Raw genomic sequence first — 25278 nt, 5'->3', positions numbered from 1 at the left:
AAAATTTGATGATAATGAGATTTTACCTACATTTTTTAATCCATTAAGACGAAAGATACCGCAAGTCAGTGCTGATGGAGTCTATGACGGAAAGCAGATCATCACGTACTGAAAAACAAAGGAATATCGCCCAGTATTCCACCTCGAAGCAATGCGGGGTAATTGGAGGAAGTACATCCTAGAAATGAAGCAGCAAAGGTGTTGAAATATGATCAATTCGTGGAGTGAAAAAAGGATAGGGTTTATCACAAACGCTCTTTAGCAGAGACAGCAATGTTTCGCTATAAACAGTTACTCATCCCTAAACTTACTCTTCGTAATTACGAATACTCTAGTTAGTAAAGCATTGGCAAATATGAAAGCGATGAACAAAATTATAAGACTCGGCATGCCTGTTCGCTAGCAGATAAATTAAGACTGTAAAAAGATTAGGATCAGTGCGTTATGAGCCTGATTTAATCAACAACGCCATGCTTTAGTGTACATTAATAACATTACAATTTGACATTTCTGAGATCATACTGTTCATTGTTTTTTTGTATTACGACTCTAAAGGTAAGAGAAAGACGTACGGTTGATGATAAATAAAATATTATTTTTCTGTGTAATAAATGTATCGATGTGGATACCTTTAGCAGCGGTCGCAGACGTTGATTTTGACATCCGTGGTTTGGACTTAGCTCTGGAGGCTAATGTCAAAGTTTATCTTAATTCTATACCTGAGCATGAACGCTGGCTTAACTTTCATTTTCAATCTCGCGTGACAGAAAAAGTCTCAGAAGCACTTCAAGCACTTGGTTATTATGAACCGATTATTATGTTTATGATCAAGGATCGAACGTCAAAGACGGATGCAACCGTAGTGCTTGATATCAACGCGGGTGCTCCGATCTTGATCGGAGACGTTGATGTAGAATTGATTGGTGAAGCATCAGCTGATCCGGTTTTTACTAAACTTCTGGAAACAGCACCCAAAGAGGGAGATGTTCTGAATCAAGGGCAATATGGTGCACTGAAATCTGGTATAACAAGCCTTGCAATTCGACGTGGTTACTTTGCTGCCAAATATACGTTAGCTCGCCTAGAAGTGGCACCAGGGCTTAGAAAAGCCTATATTCGCCTGCATTTTAACAGTGGTGTTCGCTATCACTTTGGCGAAGTGATTTACAACAACAGCCAAATTAATGATCTTCGCCTCGATAGCCTGTTAACATTTCAAGAGGGTGATCCTTATTCGATTAATAAGTTAGGTATGTTCAATCAGGATCTTTCGAATACTGGTTGGTTCTCGTCTGTGTTAGTGGAAGCAGGGATTGATGATATGCATGATAATCGTGTGCCAATTTCGGTCTCTCTGTCTCCAGCACCGCGTAATCTGCTTGAAACTGGTCTTGGCTACTCACGCGATATTGGAACACGCGTTAAAATTGGTTGGGCAAAGCCGTGGATTAATAACCTAGGACATACTTTTAATACCGAACTGTATATATCTAAGCCCAAACAAACCATAGAGTCGACGTATAAGATTCCATTGGAAAATGTTCAACTAGAGTATTATCAAGTTCAACTTGGTTTCAAAAAATCCGATAATAAGGATAAGTCAAGCAGAGAGTTGACCACATCTGTTTCTCGTCATTGGAAATACAACACGGGTTGGCAACATTCTGTGTATATTCGTTGGCTCTATTCCGCGTATACCAAAGCTAACGTATTGCATATTTCTAACCTGATGTTACCGGGGATTAACTTTTCACGCGTCAGAAGCCTCGGGGGTGCGATGCCATCGTGGGGAGATAAACAATCTATTACCTTTGAGGTGGCAAATTCTTTATGGGGGACTCACATTAAGTTCTACCGTGTTATTGGACAAACAGCTTGGATTCGCAGTAAAAATGACAATAGTCGTAGGATAGCTCGTCTCAATGTAGGTTGTGTTTTTACTGATAAATTTAACAGTGTCCCACCTTCACTGATTTTTTTTGTCGGTGGTGATAACAGTATTCGTGGTTACGATTATGAATCGATCTCTCCTAGAGATGTATACAGTAATCGCGTTGGTGGTAGTTATATGGCGACAGGAACTTTAGAATATCAATACCGAATTACAGGAAATTGGTGGGCTGCGATGTTCATTGATGCGGGTGATGCTTGGCGTGATCGTAATCCATCTTGGAAAACTTCTGGTGGAGTAGGTGTGCGTTGGGAATCACCAATTGGTCCCGTGCGGTTAGATATTGCACATGGAATCGAGAATACTATGGATACTTTCAAATTCTACTTCAGTCTAGGGCCTGAACTATGAGGTTGCTAGTGAAGCGATTAACTATAACTGTTATTTTATTTTTGGTACTCAGTATAGTTGGTGTTGGTGTCCTGTTGTTGACTTCGGCTGGCATGAAATTTGCCATTTGGGGGGCAAAAAAAGCATTACCTGAATTGACGATTAAAAATCAAAAAGGCACGTTATTTAATGGCTTTACCCTTATGGGATTATCGTATAAATCGCCTTCTTTCTCGCTAACGGGAAAAAGGTTCTCGTTAGATATTAACTCGAAATGTTTACGTACACTGGTGCTATGTATTGATGGTATAACTGCTGATGGGCTGGTGGTTACTGTGGGGGAAAATAAACGTTTTACAGAGGGAATTAGTAGATCCAAGCCTATTATGAATATCTCTACACCTGTTCAGGTTTTCATTAGTGGTGTGGTACTTAATGATATTAACCTAAATATCTTTGGCAACAAGGTGCATTGGGATTCCTTGGAGACCTCCGCGCAGATGCGAGGCAATACATTCATCCTAAAATCGACACAGTGGCAAGGCATAAACTTCCAGCCTGCCTCTCTAGATGGAAAAGAAACTAAAAATCTAAATACAACAGCATATGCGAAGCAAGCGTATATTTTGCCTTACGTGAATATCCCACTAAATGTTGTGATCGAACGGTTTGAACTGAAAGATGCAGAGTTGTTTTTTCCTGAAAAGCAGATAATTCATCATTTCTTGCTGCAAGGTCACGGAAGTGGTAATGAAGTGACACTTGAACAGGTGATTTTAGATGTGACACAGGGGAATGTATCCCTTAATGGTAAGGTTACCTTAAAGGGTGAGTACCCACTAACGTTAAATGCAACCACCAAGATCTTTATGGCTCCATTTGGGGGACACACGTTGCAACTTGAAGCAAAAGGTGATCTTAAAAAGTTAGTTTTAAATGCGAAGTTACAAGGGGTGTTGGTTGCGACGCTTTCCGGAGACATTGACGTATTAGACCCAGATCTTCCATTTTCATTCTTATTGATTAGTAAGAACTTGCAATGGCCTATCAATCTGTCCGCTGAATATCTCTTGTCTTCAACCGTATTACGCGCAGAAGGTAGTCTAGACAACTATCGAGCGACATTCAACACGATTATATCAGGTGACTCCATTCCTGATATAACGCTCAAAACTAATCTTTCTGGCGATCTCTTACATGTCTCCTTGTCAGACCTCGAGCTTGATCTATTGGATGGAGACATTGCTGGCATGGCTGAGGCGAGTTGGGAAGATACAGTGAAATGGCAAACTGAACTTAAAATTAATAACATTCAACTTGGTTTGAAATGGCCGAATGTCGAAGGACAATTATCGGGTCGGTTAAAGCACCATGCTTACCTAACCCCACGAGGGGGCTGGCAGATTGAAGTACCTGAGTTAGATATTGAAGGGATTATCCGAGGTAAAAAATTTTCTCTAGTTGGTCAAATAGATGCGACTGATGAGAAAGGGAAGGGTGATATCAAGGTAGAAACTGAAGGACTGTTACTTCTCCATGGACCTAATAAATTGGTAGTAACAGGGCGTATTGATAAAGAACTGGATTTGAAATTATTTATAGATTTCCCTTCCCTTGCCGCATCCTTACCACAAGCAGGAGGTAGTATAAAAGGCGATTTATCCTTATCTGGAACATTAGAGACACCAAAAGCAGTGATGAATATCAATGCCAATACATTGCGTTGGCAAACATTGGTATCAATTAATACACTTAGTATTAGTGGCTCGTATACACTATTGCCGATTGTGGGTGGGGAACTTATCGTAAAAATGTCTGGTGTAAGAACAGGAAGTGTAGATTTGCAAGAGTTATCACTTCGTGTATTTGGTGACGAAACTGACCAAATCATCTCGTTGACAGTACGTGGGGAGCTGGTGGGTGGTGACGTGGTGATACGAGGAAGTTTGGATCATGATAAAAGCTGGAAGGGGACCTTATCCTCGTCAAAAATAATGACTCCAGTAGGGTCATGGATACTTGTAAATGTGGTCCCATTGGGGTTTGATGCAAATACTCACAACATTTATATCGGTACATTCTGCCTGATGCAAAATCAAAGTCGAGTATGCCTTGATCAGCCGATGTCTATTTCGGACAGCGGTAAAGCTATGGTATCTATTATTAATCTCAATATGGATGTTATTCAATCTTATTTACCTGTCATGATGATGATCAAAGGAAGGTTAGATGCTAATGCCAAAGTTAGTTGGACATCCAACTCATTACCTACAGTGACTGTATCAGTTTCGCTTTCAAAAGGAAGCGTGGTGCGACAATTAGCTCAGCCGTTGACGGTAGGCTGGAACAAGATCAACCTGAATGCGGTGTTTGATAATGAGAAGTTAGATGCCGATCTGCTGATTGATCTCACGGATAACGGATCTGCTTCACTCAATGCAGTGATTACCAATATTTCCAGTCCCGATCCTATACTAAATAGTTCCTTCTCTCTTAATAGACTTGATCTAGATGTACTTGCACCAATGTTGGGTGATAATACTAAGTTAGCCGGTGAACTAAACGGTGATGTAGTGTTGAGGGGAGCACTAGATTCACCTTCTGCAAACGGTAACATCACGTTGACTAGACTTAAATTACAAAGTTTTTCAGTTCCTTTAGAAGTACACGAAGGGAAAATTACTCTGGAACTTGTGGGTCACCGAGGACAGATTAACGGTGATATAAAGACACTAGATGGTGATTTAATCTTATCTGGAAAGGCGAACTGGACGAAATTGGATTCGTGGTTGGCATCTTTGAACATGAAAGGGGAGAAACTGATGGTACGTGTATCGCCCAATCTTTCATTGGAACTCACTCCTAATGTTACACTAAAAGTGACATCCACACAAGTTGATGTCACGGGCAATGTGAGTGTACCGTGGGGACGTATCCTAGTTAAATCTTTGCCTGAATCGGCCGTGAAAGTATCTAGTGACGTGGTGCTTTTAAACAATGAACTTCAACCTGTCATTCAGGATAAATTCTCGCCGAACACCGTCAATGTGACCATTAATGTAAATATCGGTAATGATGTCAAATTGGAAGCGTTCGGTTTAACAACCATGTTGGTGGGTAATATTAATTTAGTAAGTAATCACAAGGGATCATCTGTTAACGGCGCGATCAATCTTGAAAACGGTACCTATCGGTCATTTGGTCAGGATCTGTTGATCAAGAAAGGTTATATTCAGTTCACGGGACCGCTAAAAGAACCAGATTTTCAAGTAGAGGCAATCCGAAACCCAAATACGATGGAAAGCGGTGTGGAGGTGGGTATTCGAGTGACAGGTTTTGCGGATGAAACTGAAGTTCAAGTTTTTTCAGATCCGGTTATGCCGCAAGCTAATATTCTTTCTTATTTAGTACGTGGTCGTAATTTAGACAGTGAATCTGACGGTCACATGATGACCTCATTACTGATCAGTTTTGGATTGTCGAAGAGTGGTAAGTTAGTCGGACAGTTTGGTGAAATCTTTGGTGTACAAGATTTAACACTGGATACGTCAGGTAGAGGTGGTGGTGAAAAAGTAGAAGTTTCTGGTTATATATTGCCAGGATTACAGGTAAAATATGGCGTTGGGATCTTTACGAAATTACTTGAATTCACGGTTCGTTATCGTTTACTAAAAAATTTGTATATTGAAGCTGTCTCAGGCAAGGATATCGGGATGGATTTACTTTATCAGTTCAGCATAAAATAATGACTATTAGATATGCACTCAATAGGTTGTTCTTTGTATGAGATGCTTACTTCTGCAAGGTGTTCTGTTCCGTTTTGCTCTTACCTGATTCACCGTCAGGAAAGGTCGACTTGGATTGCCTTCATTGATTCGTCTAAGCCACAGGTTTGTTACAACCTACGCATTCTCAGACATCAGGTTTTTCAAGGTACCGTGAAGCGAGAAAAAGGAACGATGGGTAGTTCTACGGAGATAAAGGTGATATCTCTGATCCATTGGATCGGGAACTTACAGACGAGGGAATGACACTAATAACGGGTGTGTAAAAAATATGAAACCCAAAGTGATGTAACTTTGTAACCGCCTGATGCTCCGGAAACGATTTATTATTGAAATCGTTTTTGATTAACTAAAAAACATCTCCCAAATAGAGCATTCTTAGCACCGTAGTTATATAAGCTTTATGGTCAACTTGCTGGTGGGGATTATCGCATATTCATTTCAACCAAAAAATCCGAGCATCAAAATTTCCATTTCAATGCGTTGTGTTATAGAGCTTGCCAACAATGTTGTTTCTTCTCGAGAAGAATATCGTACATATTAAAAGGAAGTATGGTTACACAGTAGGGTGTGAGTTTTTCAAAACTAGGACAACCGCATTAATATTAAGGTGTTGCACTCAAGAGAAGTCAAGGATACCCAGCTTGTTCATAGCAAGTAAATCAATTTACTCTTTTATCCCCGCCTAACACACCCTGTATATATATTCATGTTAGAAGGTTCGGTAATATTCTTTGGTAACACTAGCGTTGGTGTCCACCCCGCAAAAAGAGGTATTTTATATAAAGAACAACCTATTATGTACATGACCAGTCATAAGTTCCTAACGCCAACCAATTACTTCCGGAAGCCGTTGCTCAGAAGTATTGGAGCAGGTTAGAACTAATATATTGTTCTTTTAACCACAAACTTAAGATGAAAGAAGAAATTAAACACACCTAAGAAAATCAGTATCTATCGGTTTTTTTCTTTGTATTCGCCTCATACCTACACACGAGAATCGTATCCCCAACAAGACACCAATCCTTGTTCAACACCAAGGTGATCTAAAATACGTGCAACCATAAAGTCGACCAGATCTTCAATCGACTGTGGCTGATGATAGAAACCCGGCGCCGCTGGCATAATGGTAACACCCATTTTAGATAACTTTAGCATATTTATAAGATGTAACGTGGAAAACGGAGTTTCACGCACCACTAACAACAGCTGCCCACGCTCTTTGAGCACCACATCCGCAGCGCGTTCAGAAAGGTTATCCGACATACCGTGAGCAATAGCAGCCAAAAAACCCATAGAGCATGGACATACCACCATTTTCCTCGGGGCAGAAGATCCAGACGCAACAGGTGAAAACCAATCCTCCTTACCACATACAATTAACTTGTCTGTCGGCACTGTTTTCAGTCCCAAATACTGAGACAGTATAACTTTCGCTGCTTCAGGAGACGCCGGTAACTTCAAACAATGTTCAATCGCAAGCACCACTCGCGCTGCAGAAGAAATAAGAAGATACACAACATAATCCGACGATAAGAGGCACTCTAGCACTCTTATACCATATGATGCACCTGACGCACCGCTCCATACAAGCGTGATACGCTTATCATTTTCTGCATAGTTAGCCATATGTCTCCAATACTCATTATAATCATGATTAATACCACTAAAATCACTGTTTACCCTCATCAGTATGGTATCATACGAGTTCACTTCCTAAGTAATACCCTTAACCGAGATATCGATATCCTAAAATACAACTTAGTAACATGACGAGCCTCCGCACGTATAATGAATGGAACCTTTAATGCTTTCTAACTGAAACAGCGTTAGCGTATCCATACTGTTACAGTATGGTGCAATGTACAATATTGTCTTCATCTCCCCCAAGATCCTTATCTTAACTACAGATCTGCATAAGTGCTTGCTTATCAAATCTAGTCATCTTGATGCTCGGCTTCTTTGGTTGAAATGAATACGCGATAAGCCCCGCCCGCAAGTTGACCATAAAGCTGATACAACTCCGGTGCCGATAATGCTCTATTTGGGAGATGTTTCTTAGTTAATCAAAAACGGTTTCAATAATAAATCGTTTCCGGAGCATCAGGCGGTTACAAAGTTACATCACTTTGGGTTTCATGTTCTTTTTCATACCCGTTATTAGTATCACTCCCTTATCTACAAGTTCCCGCTCCAATGGATCAGAGATATAACCTTTATCTCCGTATAAACACCCCAAAGCTCGTCAGCCCTTTCTAATACAGGTTTTCTATCCTCCACGTTAACCGTCGTCACTTTAACTGAGATAATGCCACCTTTATTATTGATAATAAGGTGTAATTTGAAACCGTAGAACCACCCCATCGTTCCTTTTCCTTGCTTCACGGTACCTTTAAAAACCTGATATCTGAGAATGCGTAGGTTGTAACAAACCTGTGGCTTAGACGAATCAATGAAGGCAATCTCAGTCGACCTTTCCTGACGGTGAATCAGGTAAGAGCAAAGCGGAACTAGGACATATTGCATGAGTTTGAACATCCTCGTGTAACTAACTAATTCAGGAAATTTGTTGGTGAGGTAGCGACAAACAAAGTGGATGTAGTAGGTTTTGAAGTCTCGACACCCCGATTGATGGAAAGCTATCACTATCGTCATCACTTCAATAACTAAGAGGCTAGAAAGCTTATTTCTTTATTTGACACCGGAAGAAATTAGGTATTTTTTTCATGCAGGAACCCATGATGACCGTGATGCTTTAGACAATGCCATGCGTTAAATAGCAGCGACCTCTATCCAGGAAGTCACTGAGCCAATGTTTACTAATGCTTGATTATATTGTTTCCAGTTTCTTATCTTGTTCTTTCCCTTTTCCATTATAACCTACCTCTTAATCCATGATTATCTGAGCGTAGGAATTTCGATTAGTTCAGATATTTTGGAAACAACGCCCATGCAGGGAGGAAAATCTGGCAGAAGTCGTCGACATTGACGAAAACAGCGTCTAAGTTATTTATGCTCAATTCCTGATGCAGTCAATAGTTTTTTCAAACGATCAGATCGCGACTTGGGCATTGGGTTCATTTCTTATGCGCAGCTCAGGTTAAGTAATAATTAACTTATTGAATACATGAACCAGCAAGTTATTTTAAATATAAATCTAGAGGGGTTTTACTACTACGTCCACCTAGTTCCCTCATTAAGCGTGGAACAAGATAACCAGAGACTTCCTTCATTAGTCCACAAATCAATGCTCTTGCTTCATCGTCTTCTACTAAGAAGTGAGCGGCACCCTTCACCTTATCTAATACATGTAAGTAGTACGGTAAAATACCAATATCAAATAGTGCGTTACTAAGATTTATCAGGTCATCAACTGAATCATTTACTCCACGAAGTAATACGCCTTGATTGAGTAAGGTCACGTTAACAACGCGTAGTTTAGCAAGTGATGTACAAAGTTCGTCATTGATTTCGTTCGCGTGATTGATGTGAGTTACCAAAACAACGTTTAAACGCGTTTCACCTAATAAGTGAGTAAGCCGAGATGTTATCCTAGAAGGAATTACTATCGGTAAGCGAGTATGGATACGTAATCTTTTTACATGTGGTATCGATTCAATTTTCCTAATAAGCCAAGTAAGTTCATGGTCTTTAGCCATCAAGGGATCACCCCCTGATAGAATTATCTCATTAACTTCTGGATGAAATTGTAAGTAACTAATTGATTCTCTCCATATATCTTTTCCTCCCTTATTATCTTGGTAGGGAAAGTGGCGCCGGAAACAGTATCGACAATTAATTGCACAGCCACCTTTAACAATCATCAATACTCGATTTTTGTATTTGTGTAGTAAACTTGGCAATATATTGGCTTGCTCATCAAGCGGGTCTATTGTATAACCTACGATCTCATCAAACTCCTCAATGAGAGGCAGTACCTGACGTAATAAAGGGTCGTGAGGATTTCCTTTTTCCATACGATCAATGAAGCTTTGTGGCACGTTTTGTTTGAACAGAGATCGTGCTGCGAAGCCTGATTTCCAAGGGCTGGGATCAATATCAAGCTGTTGTAGAAGGATTTGAGGATCTGAGATAGCAGATGCTATTTCTTTGAGCCATTTTTGCTCAACATTCAACGTGTTTATGGTTATTATATTCGGCATTTATCACAGATTCGAAGATGTGTAGAGGATAGACATGGATTTTTTTAGCACCAATGAATTTCGTAGTGGAATAAAAATTATGCTCGATAATGAGCCTTGTGTCATCATCGAAAATGAATTCGTTAAGCCTGGTAAAGGCCAAGCATTCAACCGTGTAAAAATTAGGAAATTGCTTTCAGGTAAAGTACTTGAAAAAACATTCAAATCAGGTGATTCTGTTGAAGCTGCTGATGTTATTGATGTGGAAGTAGATTACCTGTATTCAGATGGTGATTTCTGTCACTTTATGAACATTGAATCATTTGATCAAATTGCCGCTGATCAAAAAGCAGTTGGCGTTAACCTGAAGTGGTTGAAAGAAAACGACCGCTATACTCTGACGCTGTGGAACAGTACTCCAATCATTGTGACATTACCAAACTTTGTTGAGTTAGAAGTGAGCGAGACTGATCCTGGTCTGAAAGGGGATACTGCAGGTACTGGTGGTAAACCAGCAACTCTAATTACAGGTGCAGTGGTTCGTGTTCCTTTGTTTATTCAAATAGGTGAAGTGGTCAGAGTAGATACGCGTTCTGGTGAATACGTAGGTCGTGTGAAGTAGTCTACCTGTTTACCAGTAAACGCAACATTTTTCCTGTTTCTTGAGTACATTACAGAGATTAAAATAAGAGCCATAATTGATATGGCGTTGTTTTCTAAATATCTGAACTCATCACAATTCTTACGATCAGATCATCGTGGAGTTAAGTGGGAGGTGATGATGGGAAAAGCAAAGTACAAGATCAGCAACTGGAAACAATATAGGCAAGCATTATTAAACTGAGGCTCACTCACTTTCTAGATAGACGTTTCTGCTATTAAGGCATGACCTCGTTTAAAGCGTCACGGACGTGGGTTTATATTTTCGGAGACCTCGCTTGAAACGGCACTGAGGGTGACAGTTATTTTCAAACTCCTAATTTGTGGATTAAAAGGATTTTTTAATTCGTTTTTTACGTTAGTGAGTGTCCCGCAAAAATTCCCTATATACACCTGCATGAGTAAGTGTTCTAAGACCGTAGAAGTTAAGTAACCTCATATCTGCATAAGAGCTTGCTTATCAAACCGAGTCATCTTGATCTTTGGTTTCTTTGATTGAAATTAATACGAGAGGAACCCCGCCAGCAGATTGGCCATAAAGCATATACAATTATGGCACCGAAAATGCTCGATTTAGGATATGTTTTTTAGTTGGTCAAAACCGGTTTTAATAATAAATTGTTTCCGGAGAATCATGAAACCCAAAGTTACATCACTTTGGGTTTCATATTTTCTACACACCCGTTATCAGTGTCATTCCCTTGTCTACGAGTTCCCGCTCCTATGGACCATAGATATAACCTTTGTTTCCGTAAAACCACCCCTAAAATTCGTTAGCCATTTCTGGCACAGGTTTCCTATCATCCATGTTAGCCGTCGTCACTTTGACTTGGATAATGCCACCTTGGTCATTGATAATAAACCTTAGTAGCGCATAAGAAATGAACTAAATGCTAAAGTGACGATCTAATCGTTTGGAAAAAACTATCGACTGCATAAAGACTTTAGCATTTAGTTCATTTCTTATGCGCTGCTAAGGTTAAGTACTGTTTGCCGAATAGAGGAGTTGTCGCCCCCGTTGTTATTGATGATACATGCCTAAAGGTATACGGCAAAGGTGAATGGGGAACGCGTAAACATGGTAAGGAGAAGCGTCGTATCTTGCGTAAACTGCATCTCGCAGTTGATGTGTGTACTTGAGTTTATCGCTGCAGAAGTTAATACAGTTTCTGTGGGTGAAAATCAGGTTTTACCTACATTGCTTAATTCATTACGACGAAAGATATAGCAAGTCAGTGCTGATGGAAACGATGACACAAACACATGTCACCACGTGCTGAAAAATAAATGAATAACGCCTAGTATGCTACCTCGAAGCAACGCGGGGTACTTGGAGGAAGGGCATCCTAGAAATGAAGATATAAAGGTGTTAGAAGAAGATAAATTGGCGGAGTAAAAAAAGACAGTGGTTATTACAAATACTCATTAGCAGAGATAGCAATGTTTCGCCATAAATAGTTACTGAAACTTAAACTCCCTCTTCGTTATTAAAATACCTAAGTTAGTAAATCGCTGGCAAATGTGAAAGCGCTAAACAAAGTCATAGGACTCGATATGTCTGTTCGCCGGCAGACAACTTAAGACTGTAAAGAAGATTTGGATCAGTCCGTTATAAGCCTGATTTAATCAACAACGGCACGTTAAATTATAAGTATCGTGGTTATTATCTACATTCAGGCTCAAGTGATTTATCCTCCATGCTTATCCATCCTTTAAGTCATTAGTGCATGTTAAGGATGGATAGTTACGTAGAATTCAGGTCAGTCTCGCTAATTATATTGTTTTAGACAAAGAATTCAGTATAAGTAGCTATATATTATTTACTTCAGAAAGGTGTTACATTAATCTTCGTTTATGTTAGTTAGTTGCTTAATGTTAATAATTATTGACTTACGCATCGCTCAGGTAGTAGTTCCATGCAAAATACATTAAATATGATCATAGCATCATCGTCGACACGGAATGTGTTGATGTTCTTTATCCCATCACTGCTCGGTATTTTTTTATTCATTACACCTGTTATGATCAACGGTGGATTCACAATTCCTATTACAATACTGGCAAAAACACTTCTTAACGTGTTAGGTGAACACACAGCTGTTGTCGTGACCACAATTATCGTGTTTAGTGCAATGGGTTCTGTTTTTGCACATACATCGAAACCAGGCTTTATTACCCAATCTTCGTTCCTAAAAGATTTATTTCTAGCAACCCCAATTTGGATGACAGTACGATTGTTGGGCGCTGCATTTGTATTGATGGTATTTTTTGGCTTTGGTCCTGAGTATGTGATCAGTGCTTCAACAGGGAGTTTTGTTTTAGGTAACTTACTTCCGACACTATTGTCTGTATTTGTGTTCTCAGGATTATTTCTACCATTGTTGACAAATTTTGGTTTGCTAGAACTAATTGGTACATTAATGACACGTATTATGCGACCCTTATTTAGATTGCCAGGGCGTTCAGCTGTTGATTGCGTCAGTTCGTGGTTTGGGGATGGCAGCGTGGCGATTTTGATGTCTAGCAAGCAATACGAGCAAGGATATTATACAGAACGTGAAGCAGCAATTGTAGGCACGACCTTCTCTGTGGTCTCCATCAGCTTTAGCTTGGTAGTGATTGCACAGGTTGGTTTGCAACATATGTTTGTACAGTTCTACCTTACTGTGTGTCTGGCTGGTATTGTCGCTGCTGTGATTGTACCACGTTTGCCTCCACTTTGTTGGAAAAAGGATACGCTAATAACTGGTGAAGAAAGGCCACGGGAGCATGAAGCACTACCTAACGGTGAAAGCCTGTTTAGCCATGGTTTGAAAACAGCGATCGAGCGTGCATCTCGTGTTCGTTCATTGAGAGATGTGTTGAAAGAAGGCCTTAAGAATGTTGTAGACATGGTATTTGGTGTTCTCCCTGTGGTTATGACCATCGGTACAATCGCATTGATCATATCTCAGTACACAACTGTGTTGACGATCCTAGGTATGCCGTTTATTCCATTGCTTGAGTTGCTGAAAATTCCAGAGACAGTTGCTGCGTCTGAAACTATGCTAGTGGGTATTGCTGACATGTTTATTCCTGCGGTACTGGCAGTAAATATTGATAATGAAATGACCCGCTTTGTAGTTGCTACAGTGTCTGTTACCCAATTGATTTATATGTCGGAAGTCGGGGCGTTGCTATTAGGGAGTAAGATTCCAGTGAAATTGTGGGAGTTAGTTATGGTGTTTATTTTGCGTACATTGGTCACACTTCCAGTGATTGCTAGTATCGCCCATCTAATTTTCTAGTCAAGTTTAGAATTGTATAAGCAGTCTTTATTCAATCAAACTGATCTTAATGTTCGGTATTTTAGTTAGGATGTATAAGCAATAGGCTGACAATCAGCTTGACAATAAAACTAATATCACTTCAGTAACGAAAAGGTTCTCGCTGGGATATATATGTTAGTTAGTCAAAGACTGTCTAGATGATAAATGATGATAGATCGGTTTCTCGGTACTAACTGATCTTAATGAGCCACTTATGCTTTAGCGTAGAAAAGGAAACGAGTTACCGAAAGTGGTATGTTCTTCTCTCCAAGGAAACAGGCTATACTACCATAAATTATCAGCAGTTGTCTGCAGGAAAAAGATACAAAGTTTCAGCCCTTTTGTAATGGGTAATTCTAATCTCCGATAACGCGAAGACAATTACATGCTATCGTTCATCAGTTTACCGAAAGTAGAAGAGGTACTGTGAGAACGCTGTTCATTGCCCTAAAATTGTTTAAGATCTACCGATGAATAATCGTAATCGTCGTTGATTAAATCAAGCCTATAATGCACTGGTCCCAATTTTTTTACAATCTTAATTTGTCTGCTGGCGAATAGGAATACCGAGTCTTATAACCTTGTTCATCGCTTTCATCTTTGCCAGCGTTTTACCAACTTAAGCATTTTAATAATGAAGAGTGCGTTTAGGACTGAGTAACTGTTTATAGCAAAATATTGCTGTCTCTGCTAATTGAGTGTTTGTGAAAAACCCTGTCCTTTTGTCACCCCGCCAGTTTGTTATATTTCAATGCCTTCACAGCTTCATTTCTAGGATGCCCTGCCTCCAAGTATCCCGCGTTGCTTCGTGGTAGTATACTGGGCGTTATTCCTCTGTTTTCCAGTACATGGTGACCTGCTCTTGTGTCATGGACTCCATCAGCACTGACTCGCTGTATTTTTCGTGATAATGAGTTAAGCAATGTAAGTGAAATTTCATTATCACCCACAGAAACTAAGCTAACTTCTGCAGCGATAATTTCATGAGTAGACACATCAACAGAAAGATGAAGTTTGCGCCAGATTCGACGCTTTTCCTCACCGTGTTTACGTGTCTTTCATTCACCTTGGCTCTATACCTTTAGGCTTTTGGCATCAATCAGGACGTAAGCGATAGCTCCTTGACTTAAAAAACTGTATTTAACTTCTACGGTCTTCAAACGTGTACTAATGCAAGTGTATGTAGTGGATTTTAATTAAGGTAAGAACTGGATTAAAAAAGCCTTCTAATCCACAAAGTAGGATCTTAAAAATACCTTCCATCCTCACTTCACGTTTAACTCCATGATGATCTGATCGTAGAAATTTTGATTAGTTCAGATATTTGGGAAACAACGTCATCTTAAGCGGGAAAGAAAACATCCTCCGTTATTTGAAATACACAGGTGTTCTATCTTGGCAATTTCCTCATTACTGACTTCATTGAAGTAAGTTCCCTTGGGTAAATATTACCTTATCAGACTATTTGTATGCTTATTTAACCCTCAGTTATTTAACCGATAAGGTTTAGAAAAATAGAAATCAGAGTCTGCACTATCAGGCCGTTGCTCAATGTCAACACGGTTCCTTTTCATTACCTTGTCGCCGCAGAGCATCTTCATTTTATAGAGTGATCCCTAGCGAGGGATCATTGACCATATCAGGCATGGTTTTTCTGTCATCAACATTGGTTGTTGTTACTTTTACTGAAATGATACTGATTTGGTCGTTGATGATAAGGTGAAGTTTAAAGCTATAAAACCATCCTATGATCCCCATGACTTTGTGTAGCCTCTACCCCCTCAAACACTCGATGTCCGTAGGTGTGGTTTGGCGGTAAATTAGAGATAAACAAAGGGGAATCAGTGCACTTGGCATCAACTTAATCATCAGCGTATAGCTAACCAAATCATGGAATGCACCTGTTAGGTGATGGTAAATAAATTACGTGTAATACGTTTTAAAATCACGACACCAAGATTGATGAAGAGAGAGAGAATAATCGTCATGCCTTCACTGATTGAAGGGTCAAAGGGTTTATTTCTTATTTTGGCACTTGAAATTCGGTGATTTGCCAGAGTAGAAAGGAAGATCTGACAGAAATCTTCGATATCGGTGAAAATGGCGTCTGAATAATTCATTCTAAAGTCCTTTTAAGACTGATGATTGGATTTAAACAATCAGATCGAAACTTTAGTATTGAGTTTATTTCTTATGGGCAGTTCAGGTTAATGATAAAAATAGTATCGAAATCGGCAGCGGATGTCACCGCATTGATAATTGATTTACTGATACCAGACAAAAGCATGTCCATTCGATTATGGCAGATAATGGTCAAGAGTTTGCTTATCATGGGAAGATAGAAAAAGCTTTGGATGTTGAGAGTTACTTTGCCCATCCTTACTCTTCATGGAAACGAGGGGCAAATAAAAATGCTAATGGGCTTTTGAGTCAGTACGTTAAAGAAAGAGATAGATTTAAGGATGGTCACGGATGAATATATTACCTTCGCTCAAGCAAAGATAAGTCATCGGTCTAATAAATGTTTAGGTTTTAAGAAGCCTGCCGTTCTTTTTAAAGAAATGGTATTACCAGATTGATTGAAAATTGTCTCACTTCATACTATGTATTCATAATACCATACTCGTTTATAACTCAAGTTATAAAACATGCCTTTCTATTATTTTTAGTTATTACATCAAATAGCTAAGCTAGTTTCACTAAATAGGAAAGGAATGTTGTGACATGTTACTCACGGAGCTTTCTGTGCAGGACAATCCACTCGATGATCAGCAAATTGACCAACTGAGAGAATTGACATCAGAGTTAACACCACAACAAATGGCTTGGATAAGTGGTTATTTTTTGGGCTTGAGCCAAACCTCTGCTACTGCGATAAGGAAACCACAGTTACCGATACCAGAAATTTCAACTAAAAAAAAACCAGTTGGAAAGTTAACCATTATTTATGCCTCTCAGACTGGAAACGCCAAAGGTGTGGCACAAATGTTGGAAGTGCAAGCGAAGGTGAATGGCATCGAAGTTATGCTGTATTCCGCAGATGATTATAAACTGCGTGATCTCGCGATGGAAACTCATTTAGTGCTTATTGCTTCCACCAATGGTAAAGGAGAGCCACCTGATAATGCAATTTTGCTGCATGAATTTTTTGAATCTGGAAAAATACCAAATCTAGACGATTTGCAATATGCAGTCATGGGTCTTGGTGACTCGAGCTATGATTTTTTTTGCCAAACTGGTAAAGATTTCGACGCTTTTTTCTCAAAGCTAGGTGCGAAAGCTATTCTCCCACGTGTCGATTGTGATGTTGACTATGATGCTGATGCCAAAAGTTGGAGTGTGAGTGTATTAGCGAAAATAAAAGAGTCTTTAAATTCAGATCCTATAGTTGTGCCACTGTACGGTGCTAAGTCAATAGAAACTGTTTCTACATACACAAAACAGAATCCGTATGCAACAAAGGTAGTTATTAACCAGAAAATTACTGGTCGTGATTCCAGTAAGGATGTTCGTCATATTGAAATCGATTTAAGTGACTCTGGTCTAACATATCAACCAGGTGATGCATTAGGGGTTTACTACCTCAACAGTACTGAGTTAGTAAATGAGATTCTCGCCAAAGTGAGTTTAGCTGGAGATGAAGTAGTCGATATAGGTAGTGAATCATTGTCACTTCGACAGGCTCTCACCGAGAAGTTTGAAATTACTTCGGCAAACCCACAACAAGTGGCAATGTATGCAGAACTGTCTGGCAGCAAGAGGTTACAAAAAAAGGCGAACAACAAAAATGAATTGCTCCATTACGCCAATAATACCCAAATTGTGGATGTGTTAGGTGAAAAGAAAACCAATTTATCAGCTCAACAACTGGTGCGGTTACTGCGCAAATTGATGCCACGTTTGTACTCGATTGCATCAAGCCAAGAACATGTCGGAAAAGAAGTACATTTGACGGTAACATTGGTGGAATTTCAATACGGGAATAACACCCGCTATGGTGGTGCATCCAGTTTCCTTGCCTACCGTGCTGAGGAGTCTGGTACTGTGAAAGTGTTTGTAGAATATAACAAGCACTTTAAGTTACCTGTCGATGACAATATCCCGTTGATCATGATTGGTTCAGGGTCTGGTATTGCGCCGTTCCGTGCCTTTATGCAAGAACGTGATGTACGCGGAGCAGACGGAAAAAATTGGTTGATCTTCGGGGACCGTACCTTTTCCCAAGACTTTTTGTACCAAGTGGAATGGCAAAAATTCTTAAAACAAGGTCTTCTAACAAAAATTGACTTGGCTTTTAGTCGAGATCAAATCGATAAAGTGTATGTTCAGCATAGAATCATTGAGCAGGCAAAAACCATTTGGCAATGGATGCAAGGGGGTGCATATCTCTATGTTTGTGGAGATGCAACCCACATGGCAAAGGATGTTCATGAGGTACTACTTCAAGTTGTTGAGCAGCAAGGCGGTACAAATCGAAAAGGTGCGGAAAGTTATTTAAACGAAATGCGCAAGACGAAACGTTATCAAAAGGATGTCTATTAATGAAAGACCAAAAAGTGTTAGGTCAAAACCTTGGATCTTTGTCCGATAACGAGCGACTCAAAAAGCAAAGCAATTTTCTGCGAGGGACTATTGAACAAGATCTCTCCGATCGGGTTACTGGCGGATTTACTGGAGACAACTTCCAACTTATTCGTTTCCACGGCATGTATCAGCAAGATGATCGTGATATTCGCGCCGAGCGCCAAAAACAAAAACTAGAACCATTGCAAAATGTGATGCTGCGTGCGCGGATGCCGGGTGGTATCATTACTTCAATGCAATGGTTGGGGATTGATAAATTCGCTACAGACTATACTATATATGGCAGTATCCGGCTTACTACTCGGCAGACGTTCCAGTTCCATGGTGTATTGAAGCCTAATGTTAAATTGATGCATCAAACGCTGAATCAGATCGGTATTGATTCGATTGGAACCGCTGGTGACGTAAATCGTAACGTACTATGTACCTCAAATCCAGTTGAGTCTTCACTACACCGTGAAGCATATGAATGGGCTCAAAAGATCAGCGAGCATCTACTACCAAAAACACGGGCTTATGTAGAAATTTGGTTAGATGGTGAGAAGTTAATAGGGTATCAAGACGAAGAACCTATCCTTGGGAAAACCTATCTTCCTCGTAAATTTAAAACTGCAGTTGTGATCCCGCCGCATAATGATGTGGACGTACATGCTAATGACCTGAGTTTTATAGCCATTGCCGATAACGGAAAATTAGTTGGTTTTAATGTGCTGGTCGGAGGTGGCTTATCGATGACCCATGGTGATACTAAGACCTACCCACGTAAAGCAGATGAGTTAGGCTACGTGTCATTAGATAAAACGCTTGATGTTACGACGGCAGTTGTTACCACCCAACGTGATTGGGGTAACCGTTCAAACCGCAAAAATTCTAAAACGAAATATACATTAGATCGTGTTGGTACTGACGTGTTTAAATCTGAGGTAGAAAAACGCGGTGGTATGCAATTTGAAGTTTCTCGCCCATATGCCTTTACCGAACAACGTGGCGACCGAATTGGTTGGGTTGAAGGTATTGATGGTAAACATCATTTATCACTATTTATCGAAAATGGCCGTTTATTGGATTACTCGGATAAACCACTTAAAACAGGTGTGGCTGAAATTGCGAAGATCCATAAAGGGGATTTCCGTATAACTACAAATCAGAATTTGATTATCGGAGGAGTGTCTAAAACCAACAAATTAATAATTGATAAGATTGCTCGTCAACACGCTCTGATTAATGATGATTTGAGTGAGCAACGTAAAAGTTCGATGGCGTGTGTCTCCTTCCCGACATGTCCGCTGGCTATGGCAGAAGCAGAACGAATGTTATCACAGTTTGTGACTAGTGTAGAAGGTATTTTAGTGAAGCACAATGTGGGTTGTGAGCAGATTGTTTTACGTGTCTCTGGCTGTCCCAATGGTTGTAGTCGAGCAATGTTGGCGGAGATTGGTTTGGTGGGAAAAGCATTAGGTCATTATAATCTTTATTTGGGTGGTAACCTTGAAGGAACCCGAATACCTAAGATCTATCGAGAGAATATCACTGAAATACAAATTTTAACGGAAATCGACACTTTGGTAGCTTTCTGGGCGAAAGATCGTAATGAGAGAGAAGGTTTCGGTGATTTTGTTATTCGTGCTGGTATAATTGAAGAGGTAATCGTTTCTAAGAGGGATTTCTATGCTTGATTTTCACTTATCTAAGCTACTTGGTTGTAATAAACCATCACAAATCTTGGCTCTTGCACCCATCAACGCTAAATTAGAAACTATGTCAGCAGAAGTGCGAATTTTGTGGGCATTAAATAATCTTGACGGTGAGTGTGCCCTATCATCAAGCTTTGGCATTCAAGCTGCTATGATGCTTCATTTGGTAATACAAGTGAAGCCAGACATACTGGTTATTTTGATAGATACGGGTTACTTATTTCCTGAAACTTATCAATTTGTTAGTGACATGACCAAACACTTGTCTCTGAATTTACGCGTCTATCGTGCCGTGCAAAGTTCTTCTCAACAGGAAAAGGAGTATGGTAAGTTGTGGGAACAGGGTATTGAAGGTATTCAGCGATATAACTACCTCAATAAAGTCGAGCCCATGCGACGTGCGCTGAATGAGCTGAATATTAGTACTTGGTTCTCAGGTTTACGTCGTGATCAGGCAAGTTCACGTCAGACGTTACCAATTCTGAGTATCCAAAATGGCATTTTTAAGTTCTTGCCAGTGATCGATTGGAGCAAAAAGGCAGTAAATCAATATTTGAAATATAATGAGTTGCAATATCATCCATTATGGGATGAGGGCTATGTGTCGGTCGGGGATGTGCACACCACAAGTAAACTAAAAAAAGGTATGATAGAAGAAAAAACCCGTTTCTTTGGACTTAAGCGCGAATGTGGTTTGCATGAAGATGATGCGACAGGGAGGATGGAAATTTGATTACAGTGATTCGGACATGTATTCAATCAGTTGAACATGACTTAAAGGCCTGTATTCAGATCTGCAGTGGACATTTCGCAATCAAGTTACTAATGCCATTTCCTTAAAAATAATGGTATATTTTTTAAATCCTAAACATTTCTTAGACCGATGATTGATACTTGTTTGAGCGAAGTTAATCTCTTCATCCGTGATCATCATTAAATTTGTCATTGTTTTTACGTACTGGCTCGAAAGCCCATTAGCATTGTTATTTTCTCCTCGTTTCTATGAAGAGTAAGGGTGGAAAACCTAGATCTCAACATCCAAAGCTTTTGCTATCTTCTGCGGATAAGAAAACCCTCGACCATTATCTGCTGTAATCGTATGGACATGCTTTTTGTCTGGTATCAGTAAATAAATTGTCGCTGCGGTGATATCCGCTGCTAATTTTGATGCCATTTATCTAATTAACTTGGGCTGCGTATAAGAAATGAAGTAAATTTCAAAGTCGCAATCTAATCGTTTAAAAAAAACTATTAACTGCATAAGGACTTTGGCATGAATAACTTAGACGCTGTTTTCGTCGATGTCGATGACTTCTGCCAGATTTTTCTCCCTGCATGGGAAAAATACCTAATTTTTCCGGTATCAAACAAAGAAATAAGCCTTTTAATCTCTCAGTTATCTAAGTGATAACGATAGTGATAGCTTTCCATCGATCCGGAGATCGAGACTTTAAAACCTATTAGATCCACTTTATTTGCCGCTAACTCACCAACGAATTTCCTGAATTATTCAGTTAATACACGAATACTCAAGCTCATGGAAGGCGTTCTGTTCCGCTTTACTCTTACCTGACTCACCGTCAGGCAAGGTCGACAGGGATTGCCTTCGTTAATTCGTCCAAACCAAAGGTTTGTCACAACCTAAACATTCTCAGATAACAGGTTTTTAAAGATACCATGAGGCGAGAAAAAGGAACGATGGGGTGGTTCTACATTTGCAAATTACACCTTATGGTTAATGACCAAGGTGGTATTATCTCAGTTAAAGTGACGACGGCTAACGTGGATGATAGAAAGCCTGTATTGGAAATGGTTGACGATCTTTGGGGCGTCTATATGGAGATAAAACCTATATCTCTGGTCCATTATAATTCATTTATAATCAAAAAGTTATGGAATACTTCTGTGAGCCGGATACCCCCCCCACGGGGGAAATCCTGCGACCGTTATCTGTAAAAAGACCTCATAGATTTTTAAGTAAAATGTTTGGGACTCCCAGTGACGTGAAGTTCCCTCCTTAACTGAGCCAGTGTTTACTTGGATTCTGGTAACCGCTTTCATACACAATGAAATCTTCCAACTCTTTATCCAAAATCTCTGCACGAGCTGCATCTTCTATCGCATGTGCATCTACATCCATTTTGCGCGTCCAGTAATTCATGGCTATTGCTAGACAATCCAGCCTATCATCATGTTTTAAAGCTCCTTTATCCATCGTTATACTCGCCATTTGGTAAAAGAGCGAGTAAGATAATTCCGCAGCTATATTCTACGTGGCCTTTTCGATAAGCTTATAGTCAATCAATAAGTTATGCTGCATCATGACGGGTTCTAGCGTATCGATAATACGGCGTTATTTCTGGACGTGATGCCTCACCTCTTTGATAAGGCAAGGGTAAATACGGTTAATGAAAGGTCGTAATAATTATCCGAATATACCATCACCGAAATTAGACTCGTAGATAATATTATTTACCTTATGCGTCTTCGCTGCCTCTGCGATTTTCGTTAAGTTCTGCGGGACGTAGCCTTCCAGCAGACTTTCAAATTTCACTAGAAAGATATACCTATTGAGGAAGTAGGTAACATTATAAGCCATCTCATCCTTACCGCATCCTGAAGGGTTTGTGCTCAGTAAGCGCCCTGTGAACGCGCTTACGGTCTCAGTCTGAAACAGGTGGCGGGGGTAAGTAGTGGTCACTAGTCAAGCCTAGCACCTGTAGCTCTGTGATGCGTCTAGCAGGGTCATTGCACCAATCGCAGGACGTAGGGGCTTTCTCTCGCGCAATGTTTGACACAATTAAGTCGCTAAGTTTCAGCAGGTACTTATCCGCATCACTGAGCGCTATGTCAAGCATAAATTGCAAGGAAAAACCACCTTTGACGTAAGACTTAAGTCGCGCCTTTAAATCCTCATCGGTGAAACGTGAGGGGTCGGTGTTATGCCCAATCAGGGCTGCTCCTTCTACTCTACTTTGTAGTAAGGGAGCCAACCGTAACTTGCCGTCAAAGATATAGGCATCTCATTGTTTTGCCGTGGGATATAAGCCCGGCTAGATTCGTACTTTACAACTACGTTCAGCGATGCTGTTGTACACTGTCATTTCAGTCTGTGTGGTACCTAGATATATGATATGTGCATCAGAAAGAGGTTTCAAAACAGCATCCAACTCCTTCATGAGTTCCGAGATTTTATCCCGTGCTGCCTGTGTAGCTAAGTTATTCGGTATTTCGATATCATCCGAGATTATAAAATCTGCACGGGAGCTAGTAAGTTGACCTAGGATATCAACGGCTTTAACTGAGGGTGATTGGTCGGCGAGTGCCTGTGCTACGTCAAACATGCCAAGACAGTCAAGTTGGCTGTGTTTCGGCTTTAGATGACTAAGCAGGGGAAATTCTATCAGTAATCTGCGTACGAACATAATGAACAGTTTAGCTCTTCTCTTAAGTAGCTGCGACGACCATGATACGGTACTGGGGGTTCCGATAGAGCAACCAATAGGACAAGAGTTGAGGTTATAAAACTTTGGTTAGCACCGCGGAAAGCTTCAATAAAGAAACGCTTGGGCGAGTGCTGTAGGTGCGCTATGTCATACTGAATGTTAGTTGGGCAAGGTAGCGTTAAGTGCTTCCACACCAGATAAAGGAATAAGCGAAAGTCTTCTTTGATTTTGTATATGTATTCTTGTTGGTCATTTTTCTTCTTATAGATAAAGGGCTCCTAAACATAGATAAAATATATAGATATACAAGCCCTAAGTTGAACCGAGGGGCTTAGGGTTAGTGGTCTGCAAACACTTGCAAACCTGTTAAGTCCGTAAAGTTTCATACAACTCGTTTGCGGGGTGTTTTGGTTTGAAACAAGTCAAGTCTTTGTTGTCGTTCAAGTACGCACGAGCTTCCCGTAACTCACTCGCAGTTGCCTTGCTAGACTTAACGCGATCTAGCAGTTCTTGTGCGAGTAGGTTACCAAGTTGTTGTGCAATTGTTTCCTTCCCTATGTCCTTCTCCTTATACTTAACCTATTGTTTTGCTACTGTTGATTTTGCGGGACAATATTTAAAGGTTCGATGCTTGGTTGTTCAGGGGTTGTCGTCTACGTGGTTAACCACGGGTAACGGGCGGTGCATGTTGGGATAGTGAAGCGGGTTTTTTCCTTTATTTTGTTGTGCCCAAGTTAATCTCCTTATGCGTTGTTTTGATTAATAAAGGGACAGTTTACGGGCTGCGTCTTCAATATCGCTACGGTAATAAATGTTGATGCTAGAACTGTAACCCCTGTAAACGGTGGGTATCTTGCGCAATGTGCGGTGTTGAATGTGTGTAGCGATACGGTTCTTCTCAGGTTGGGTGAGACACCTGGTGAAGTGCATGACCTCCCATTGGGGAAATGGTATCTGCTCTGCTTCACCCGCCTGTTTTTCGATTAACTCGTTTTATGTGACAACAATGCTAACTTGCTTCTTGGTTTCGACTGCGAGACGCGCTACTTTGGCAGTGAGGCTGTGCATCACTTTCAGGTAAAGCTCCGCTTCTTCTAACTCTCCTGTAACAAGGTTCTCTTCCCCTTTTATATAGACACTGTCTTTTCGTATGGTTGGTAGCACAACTTCACACACCCAATCCTTGAAACGTTCGGCACTTGGTAACTTCGAACTCATGATGAGCCGGTAGAGGTCAGACTCAGGGATAATCGCGATTGAAGAACCACCCCGCATACCAGCAAATAAGATGTTCTATGTTTTGGTAAACATCTATTTTTTCTTTATTTATATCTCGGACTTACATAGCTTTGCTATGGCAAGGCTGATAACTTTTTTT

The 25278-nt window shown here is 40.2% G+C and carries 18 protein-coding genes and 8 pseudogenes; 13 read left to right on the top strand and 13 right to left on the bottom strand.

Features of this window, described 5'->3' with window-relative positions:
* The 4 genes and pseudogenes from BTN49_RS17770 to BTN49_RS22190 form a co-directional block, all read left to right on the top strand.
* Window positions 1–403, top strand: a pseudogene (locus BTN49_RS17770) (transposase); the annotation flags it as partial.
* Between the two features lie 174 nt (window positions 404–577).
* Window positions 578–2302, top strand: a complete 1725-nt coding sequence (gene tamA / locus BTN49_RS06710) for an autotransporter assembly complex protein TamA (RefSeq protein WP_097356540.1) — start codon at window positions 578–580, stop codon at window positions 2300–2302.
* Window positions 2299–6027 (top strand): autotransporter assembly complex protein TamB, encoded by a 3729-nt coding sequence (tamB, locus tag BTN49_RS06705; protein ID WP_097356539.1) that lies wholly within the window; start codon window positions 2299–2301, stop codon window positions 6025–6027. The genes tamA and tamB overlap by 4 nt, the downstream gene beginning before the upstream one ends.
* A gap of 66 nt (window positions 6028–6093) precedes the next feature.
* Window positions 6094–6610 (top strand): annotated as a pseudogene (locus BTN49_RS22190) (transposase); the annotation flags it as partial.
* Window positions 6611–7053: 443 nt separating this feature from the next.
* Here the strand turns inward: BTN49_RS22190 and BTN49_RS06695 are convergent.
* The 4 genes and pseudogenes from BTN49_RS06695 to epmB all read right to left on the bottom strand — a co-directional run bounded on the left by BTN49_RS06695 (window position 7054) and on the right by epmB (window position 10229).
* Window positions 7054–7695, bottom strand: coding sequence for a flavin prenyltransferase UbiX (locus tag BTN49_RS06695; protein ID WP_097356537.1), 642 nt, complete (start codon window positions 7693–7695; stop codon window positions 7054–7056).
* Between the two features lie 271 nt (window positions 7696–7966).
* Window positions 7967–8790: pseudogene (locus tag BTN49_RS22185) on the bottom strand (IS982 family transposase); the annotation flags it as partial.
* An 11-nt stretch (window positions 8791–8801) separates the two neighbouring features.
* Window positions 8802–8940: pseudogene (locus BTN49_RS13060) on the bottom strand (IS5/IS1182 family transposase); the annotation flags it as partial.
* 266 nt (window positions 8941–9206) lie between these two features.
* On the bottom strand, window positions 9207–10229 hold the full coding sequence (gene epmB, locus BTN49_RS06685; protein ID WP_097356536.1) for an EF-P beta-lysylation protein EpmB: 1023 nt from the start codon (window positions 10227–10229) through the stop codon (window positions 9207–9209).
* A 34-nt stretch (window positions 10230–10263) separates the two neighbouring features.
* On the opposite strand from epmB, the gene efp reads away from it, so the two are divergent.
* The 4 genes and pseudogenes from efp to BTN49_RS06665 all read left to right on the top strand — a co-directional run bounded on the left by efp (window position 10264) and on the right by BTN49_RS06665 (window position 14155).
* On the top strand, window positions 10264–10830 hold the full coding sequence (gene efp / locus BTN49_RS06680; RefSeq protein ID WP_097356535.1) for an elongation factor P: 567 nt from the start codon (window positions 10264–10266) through the stop codon (window positions 10828–10830).
* Between the two features lie 288 nt (window positions 10831–11118).
* Window positions 11119–11301: pseudogene (locus BTN49_RS06675) on the top strand (transposase); the annotation flags it as partial.
* Window positions 11302–11858: 557 nt separating this feature from the next.
* Window positions 11859–12008 (top strand): transposase, encoded by a 150-nt coding sequence (locus BTN49_RS13055; RefSeq protein ID WP_146679226.1) that lies wholly within the window; start codon window positions 11859–11861, stop codon window positions 12006–12008.
* A gap of 776 nt (window positions 12009–12784) precedes the next feature.
* Window positions 12785–14155, top strand: coding sequence for a YjiH family protein (locus BTN49_RS06665; RefSeq protein WP_223823770.1), 1371 nt, complete (start codon window positions 12785–12787; stop codon window positions 14153–14155).
* A gap of 746 nt (window positions 14156–14901) precedes the next feature.
* Here BTN49_RS06665 and BTN49_RS06660 read toward each other — a convergent pair.
* The 3 genes and pseudogenes from BTN49_RS06660 to BTN49_RS06650 all read right to left on the bottom strand — a co-directional run bounded on the left by BTN49_RS06660 (window position 14902) and on the right by BTN49_RS06650 (window position 16296).
* Window positions 14902–15171, bottom strand: a complete 270-nt coding sequence (locus tag BTN49_RS06660; RefSeq protein WP_241896463.1) for a hypothetical protein — start codon at window positions 15169–15171, stop codon at window positions 14902–14904.
* A 637-nt stretch (window positions 15172–15808) separates the two neighbouring features.
* Window positions 15809–15931 (bottom strand): annotated as a pseudogene (locus tag BTN49_RS06655) (transposase); the annotation flags it as partial.
* 149 nt (window positions 15932–16080) lie between these two features.
* Window positions 16081–16296, bottom strand: a complete 216-nt coding sequence (locus tag BTN49_RS06650; protein WP_097356531.1) for a hypothetical protein — start codon at window positions 16294–16296, stop codon at window positions 16081–16083.
* Between the two features lie 78 nt (window positions 16297–16374).
* Between BTN49_RS06650 and BTN49_RS17760 the strand changes: the two are divergent.
* From BTN49_RS17760 to BTN49_RS06635, 4 genes and pseudogenes are all read left to right on the top strand, one after another.
* Window positions 16375–16755 (top strand): annotated as a pseudogene (locus BTN49_RS17760) (IS30 family transposase); the annotation flags it as partial.
* A gap of 145 nt (window positions 16756–16900) precedes the next feature.
* A complete protein-coding gene (locus BTN49_RS06645; RefSeq protein WP_097356530.1) occupies window positions 16901–18718 on the top strand; it encodes an assimilatory sulfite reductase (NADPH) flavoprotein subunit in 1818 nt (605 codons plus the stop codon).
* Window positions 18718–20436, top strand: a complete 1719-nt coding sequence (gene cysI / locus BTN49_RS06640; RefSeq protein WP_097356529.1) for an assimilatory sulfite reductase (NADPH) hemoprotein subunit — start codon at window positions 18718–18720, stop codon at window positions 20434–20436. Before BTN49_RS06645 ends, cysI begins: the two co-directional genes overlap by 1 nt.
* Complete coding sequence (locus BTN49_RS06635) at window positions 20429–21187, top strand: phosphoadenylyl-sulfate reductase (protein WP_097356528.1); 759 nt, start codon at window positions 20429–20431, stop codon at window positions 21185–21187. The genes cysI and BTN49_RS06635 overlap by 8 nt, the downstream gene beginning before the upstream one ends.
* Window positions 21188–21478: 291 nt before the next feature.
* Here the strand turns inward: BTN49_RS06635 and BTN49_RS13990 are convergent, their stop codons facing one another.
* Window positions 21479–21628, bottom strand: coding sequence for a hypothetical protein (locus tag BTN49_RS13990; protein WP_158523664.1), 150 nt, complete (start codon window positions 21626–21628; stop codon window positions 21479–21481).
* 99 nt (window positions 21629–21727) lie between these two features.
* Between BTN49_RS13990 and BTN49_RS22180 the strand changes: the two are divergent.
* Window positions 21728–22322, top strand: a pseudogene (locus BTN49_RS22180) (transposase); the annotation flags it as partial.
* A gap of 149 nt (window positions 22323–22471) precedes the next feature.
* Here BTN49_RS22180 and BTN49_RS06625 read toward each other — a convergent pair.
* From BTN49_RS06625 to BTN49_RS06610, 5 genes are all read right to left on the bottom strand, one after another.
* Window positions 22472–22684, bottom strand: a complete 213-nt coding sequence (locus tag BTN49_RS06625; RefSeq protein ID WP_150142317.1) for a hypothetical protein — start codon at window positions 22682–22684, stop codon at window positions 22472–22474.
* A 195-nt stretch (window positions 22685–22879) separates the two neighbouring features.
* Window positions 22880–23155: a hypothetical protein gene (locus BTN49_RS20715; RefSeq protein ID WP_394336653.1), complete on the bottom strand. Its 276-nt coding sequence runs from the start codon at window positions 23153–23155 to the stop codon at window positions 22880–22882.
* Entirely contained in the window at window positions 23118–23447 is a 330-nt protein-coding gene (locus tag BTN49_RS06620; RefSeq protein ID WP_097356525.1) for a hypothetical protein, read from the bottom strand. The genes BTN49_RS20715 and BTN49_RS06620 overlap by 38 nt, the downstream gene beginning before the upstream one ends.
* Before the next feature lie 60 nt (window positions 23448–23507).
* Window positions 23508–23879 carry a hypothetical protein gene (locus tag BTN49_RS06615; protein ID WP_097356524.1) on the bottom strand — a complete coding sequence of 124 codons (372 nt, stop codon included), beginning with the start codon at window positions 23877–23879 and terminating at the stop codon, window positions 23508–23510.
* A 1014-nt stretch (window positions 23880–24893) separates the two neighbouring features.
* Complete coding sequence (locus BTN49_RS06610; protein WP_097356523.1) at window positions 24894–25175, bottom strand: BRO-N domain-containing protein; 282 nt, start codon at window positions 25173–25175, stop codon at window positions 24894–24896.
* Window positions 25176–25278: the final 103 nt, after the last annotated feature.

This window comes from Candidatus Enterovibrio escicola, from assembly GCF_002464935.1.
Classification (GTDB): domain Bacteria; phylum Pseudomonadota; class Gammaproteobacteria; order Enterobacterales; family Vibrionaceae; genus Enterovibrio; species Enterovibrio escicola.
Note: the sequence above shows the minus strand (reverse complement) of the source record. Positions and strands in the feature narration are given on the sequence as shown.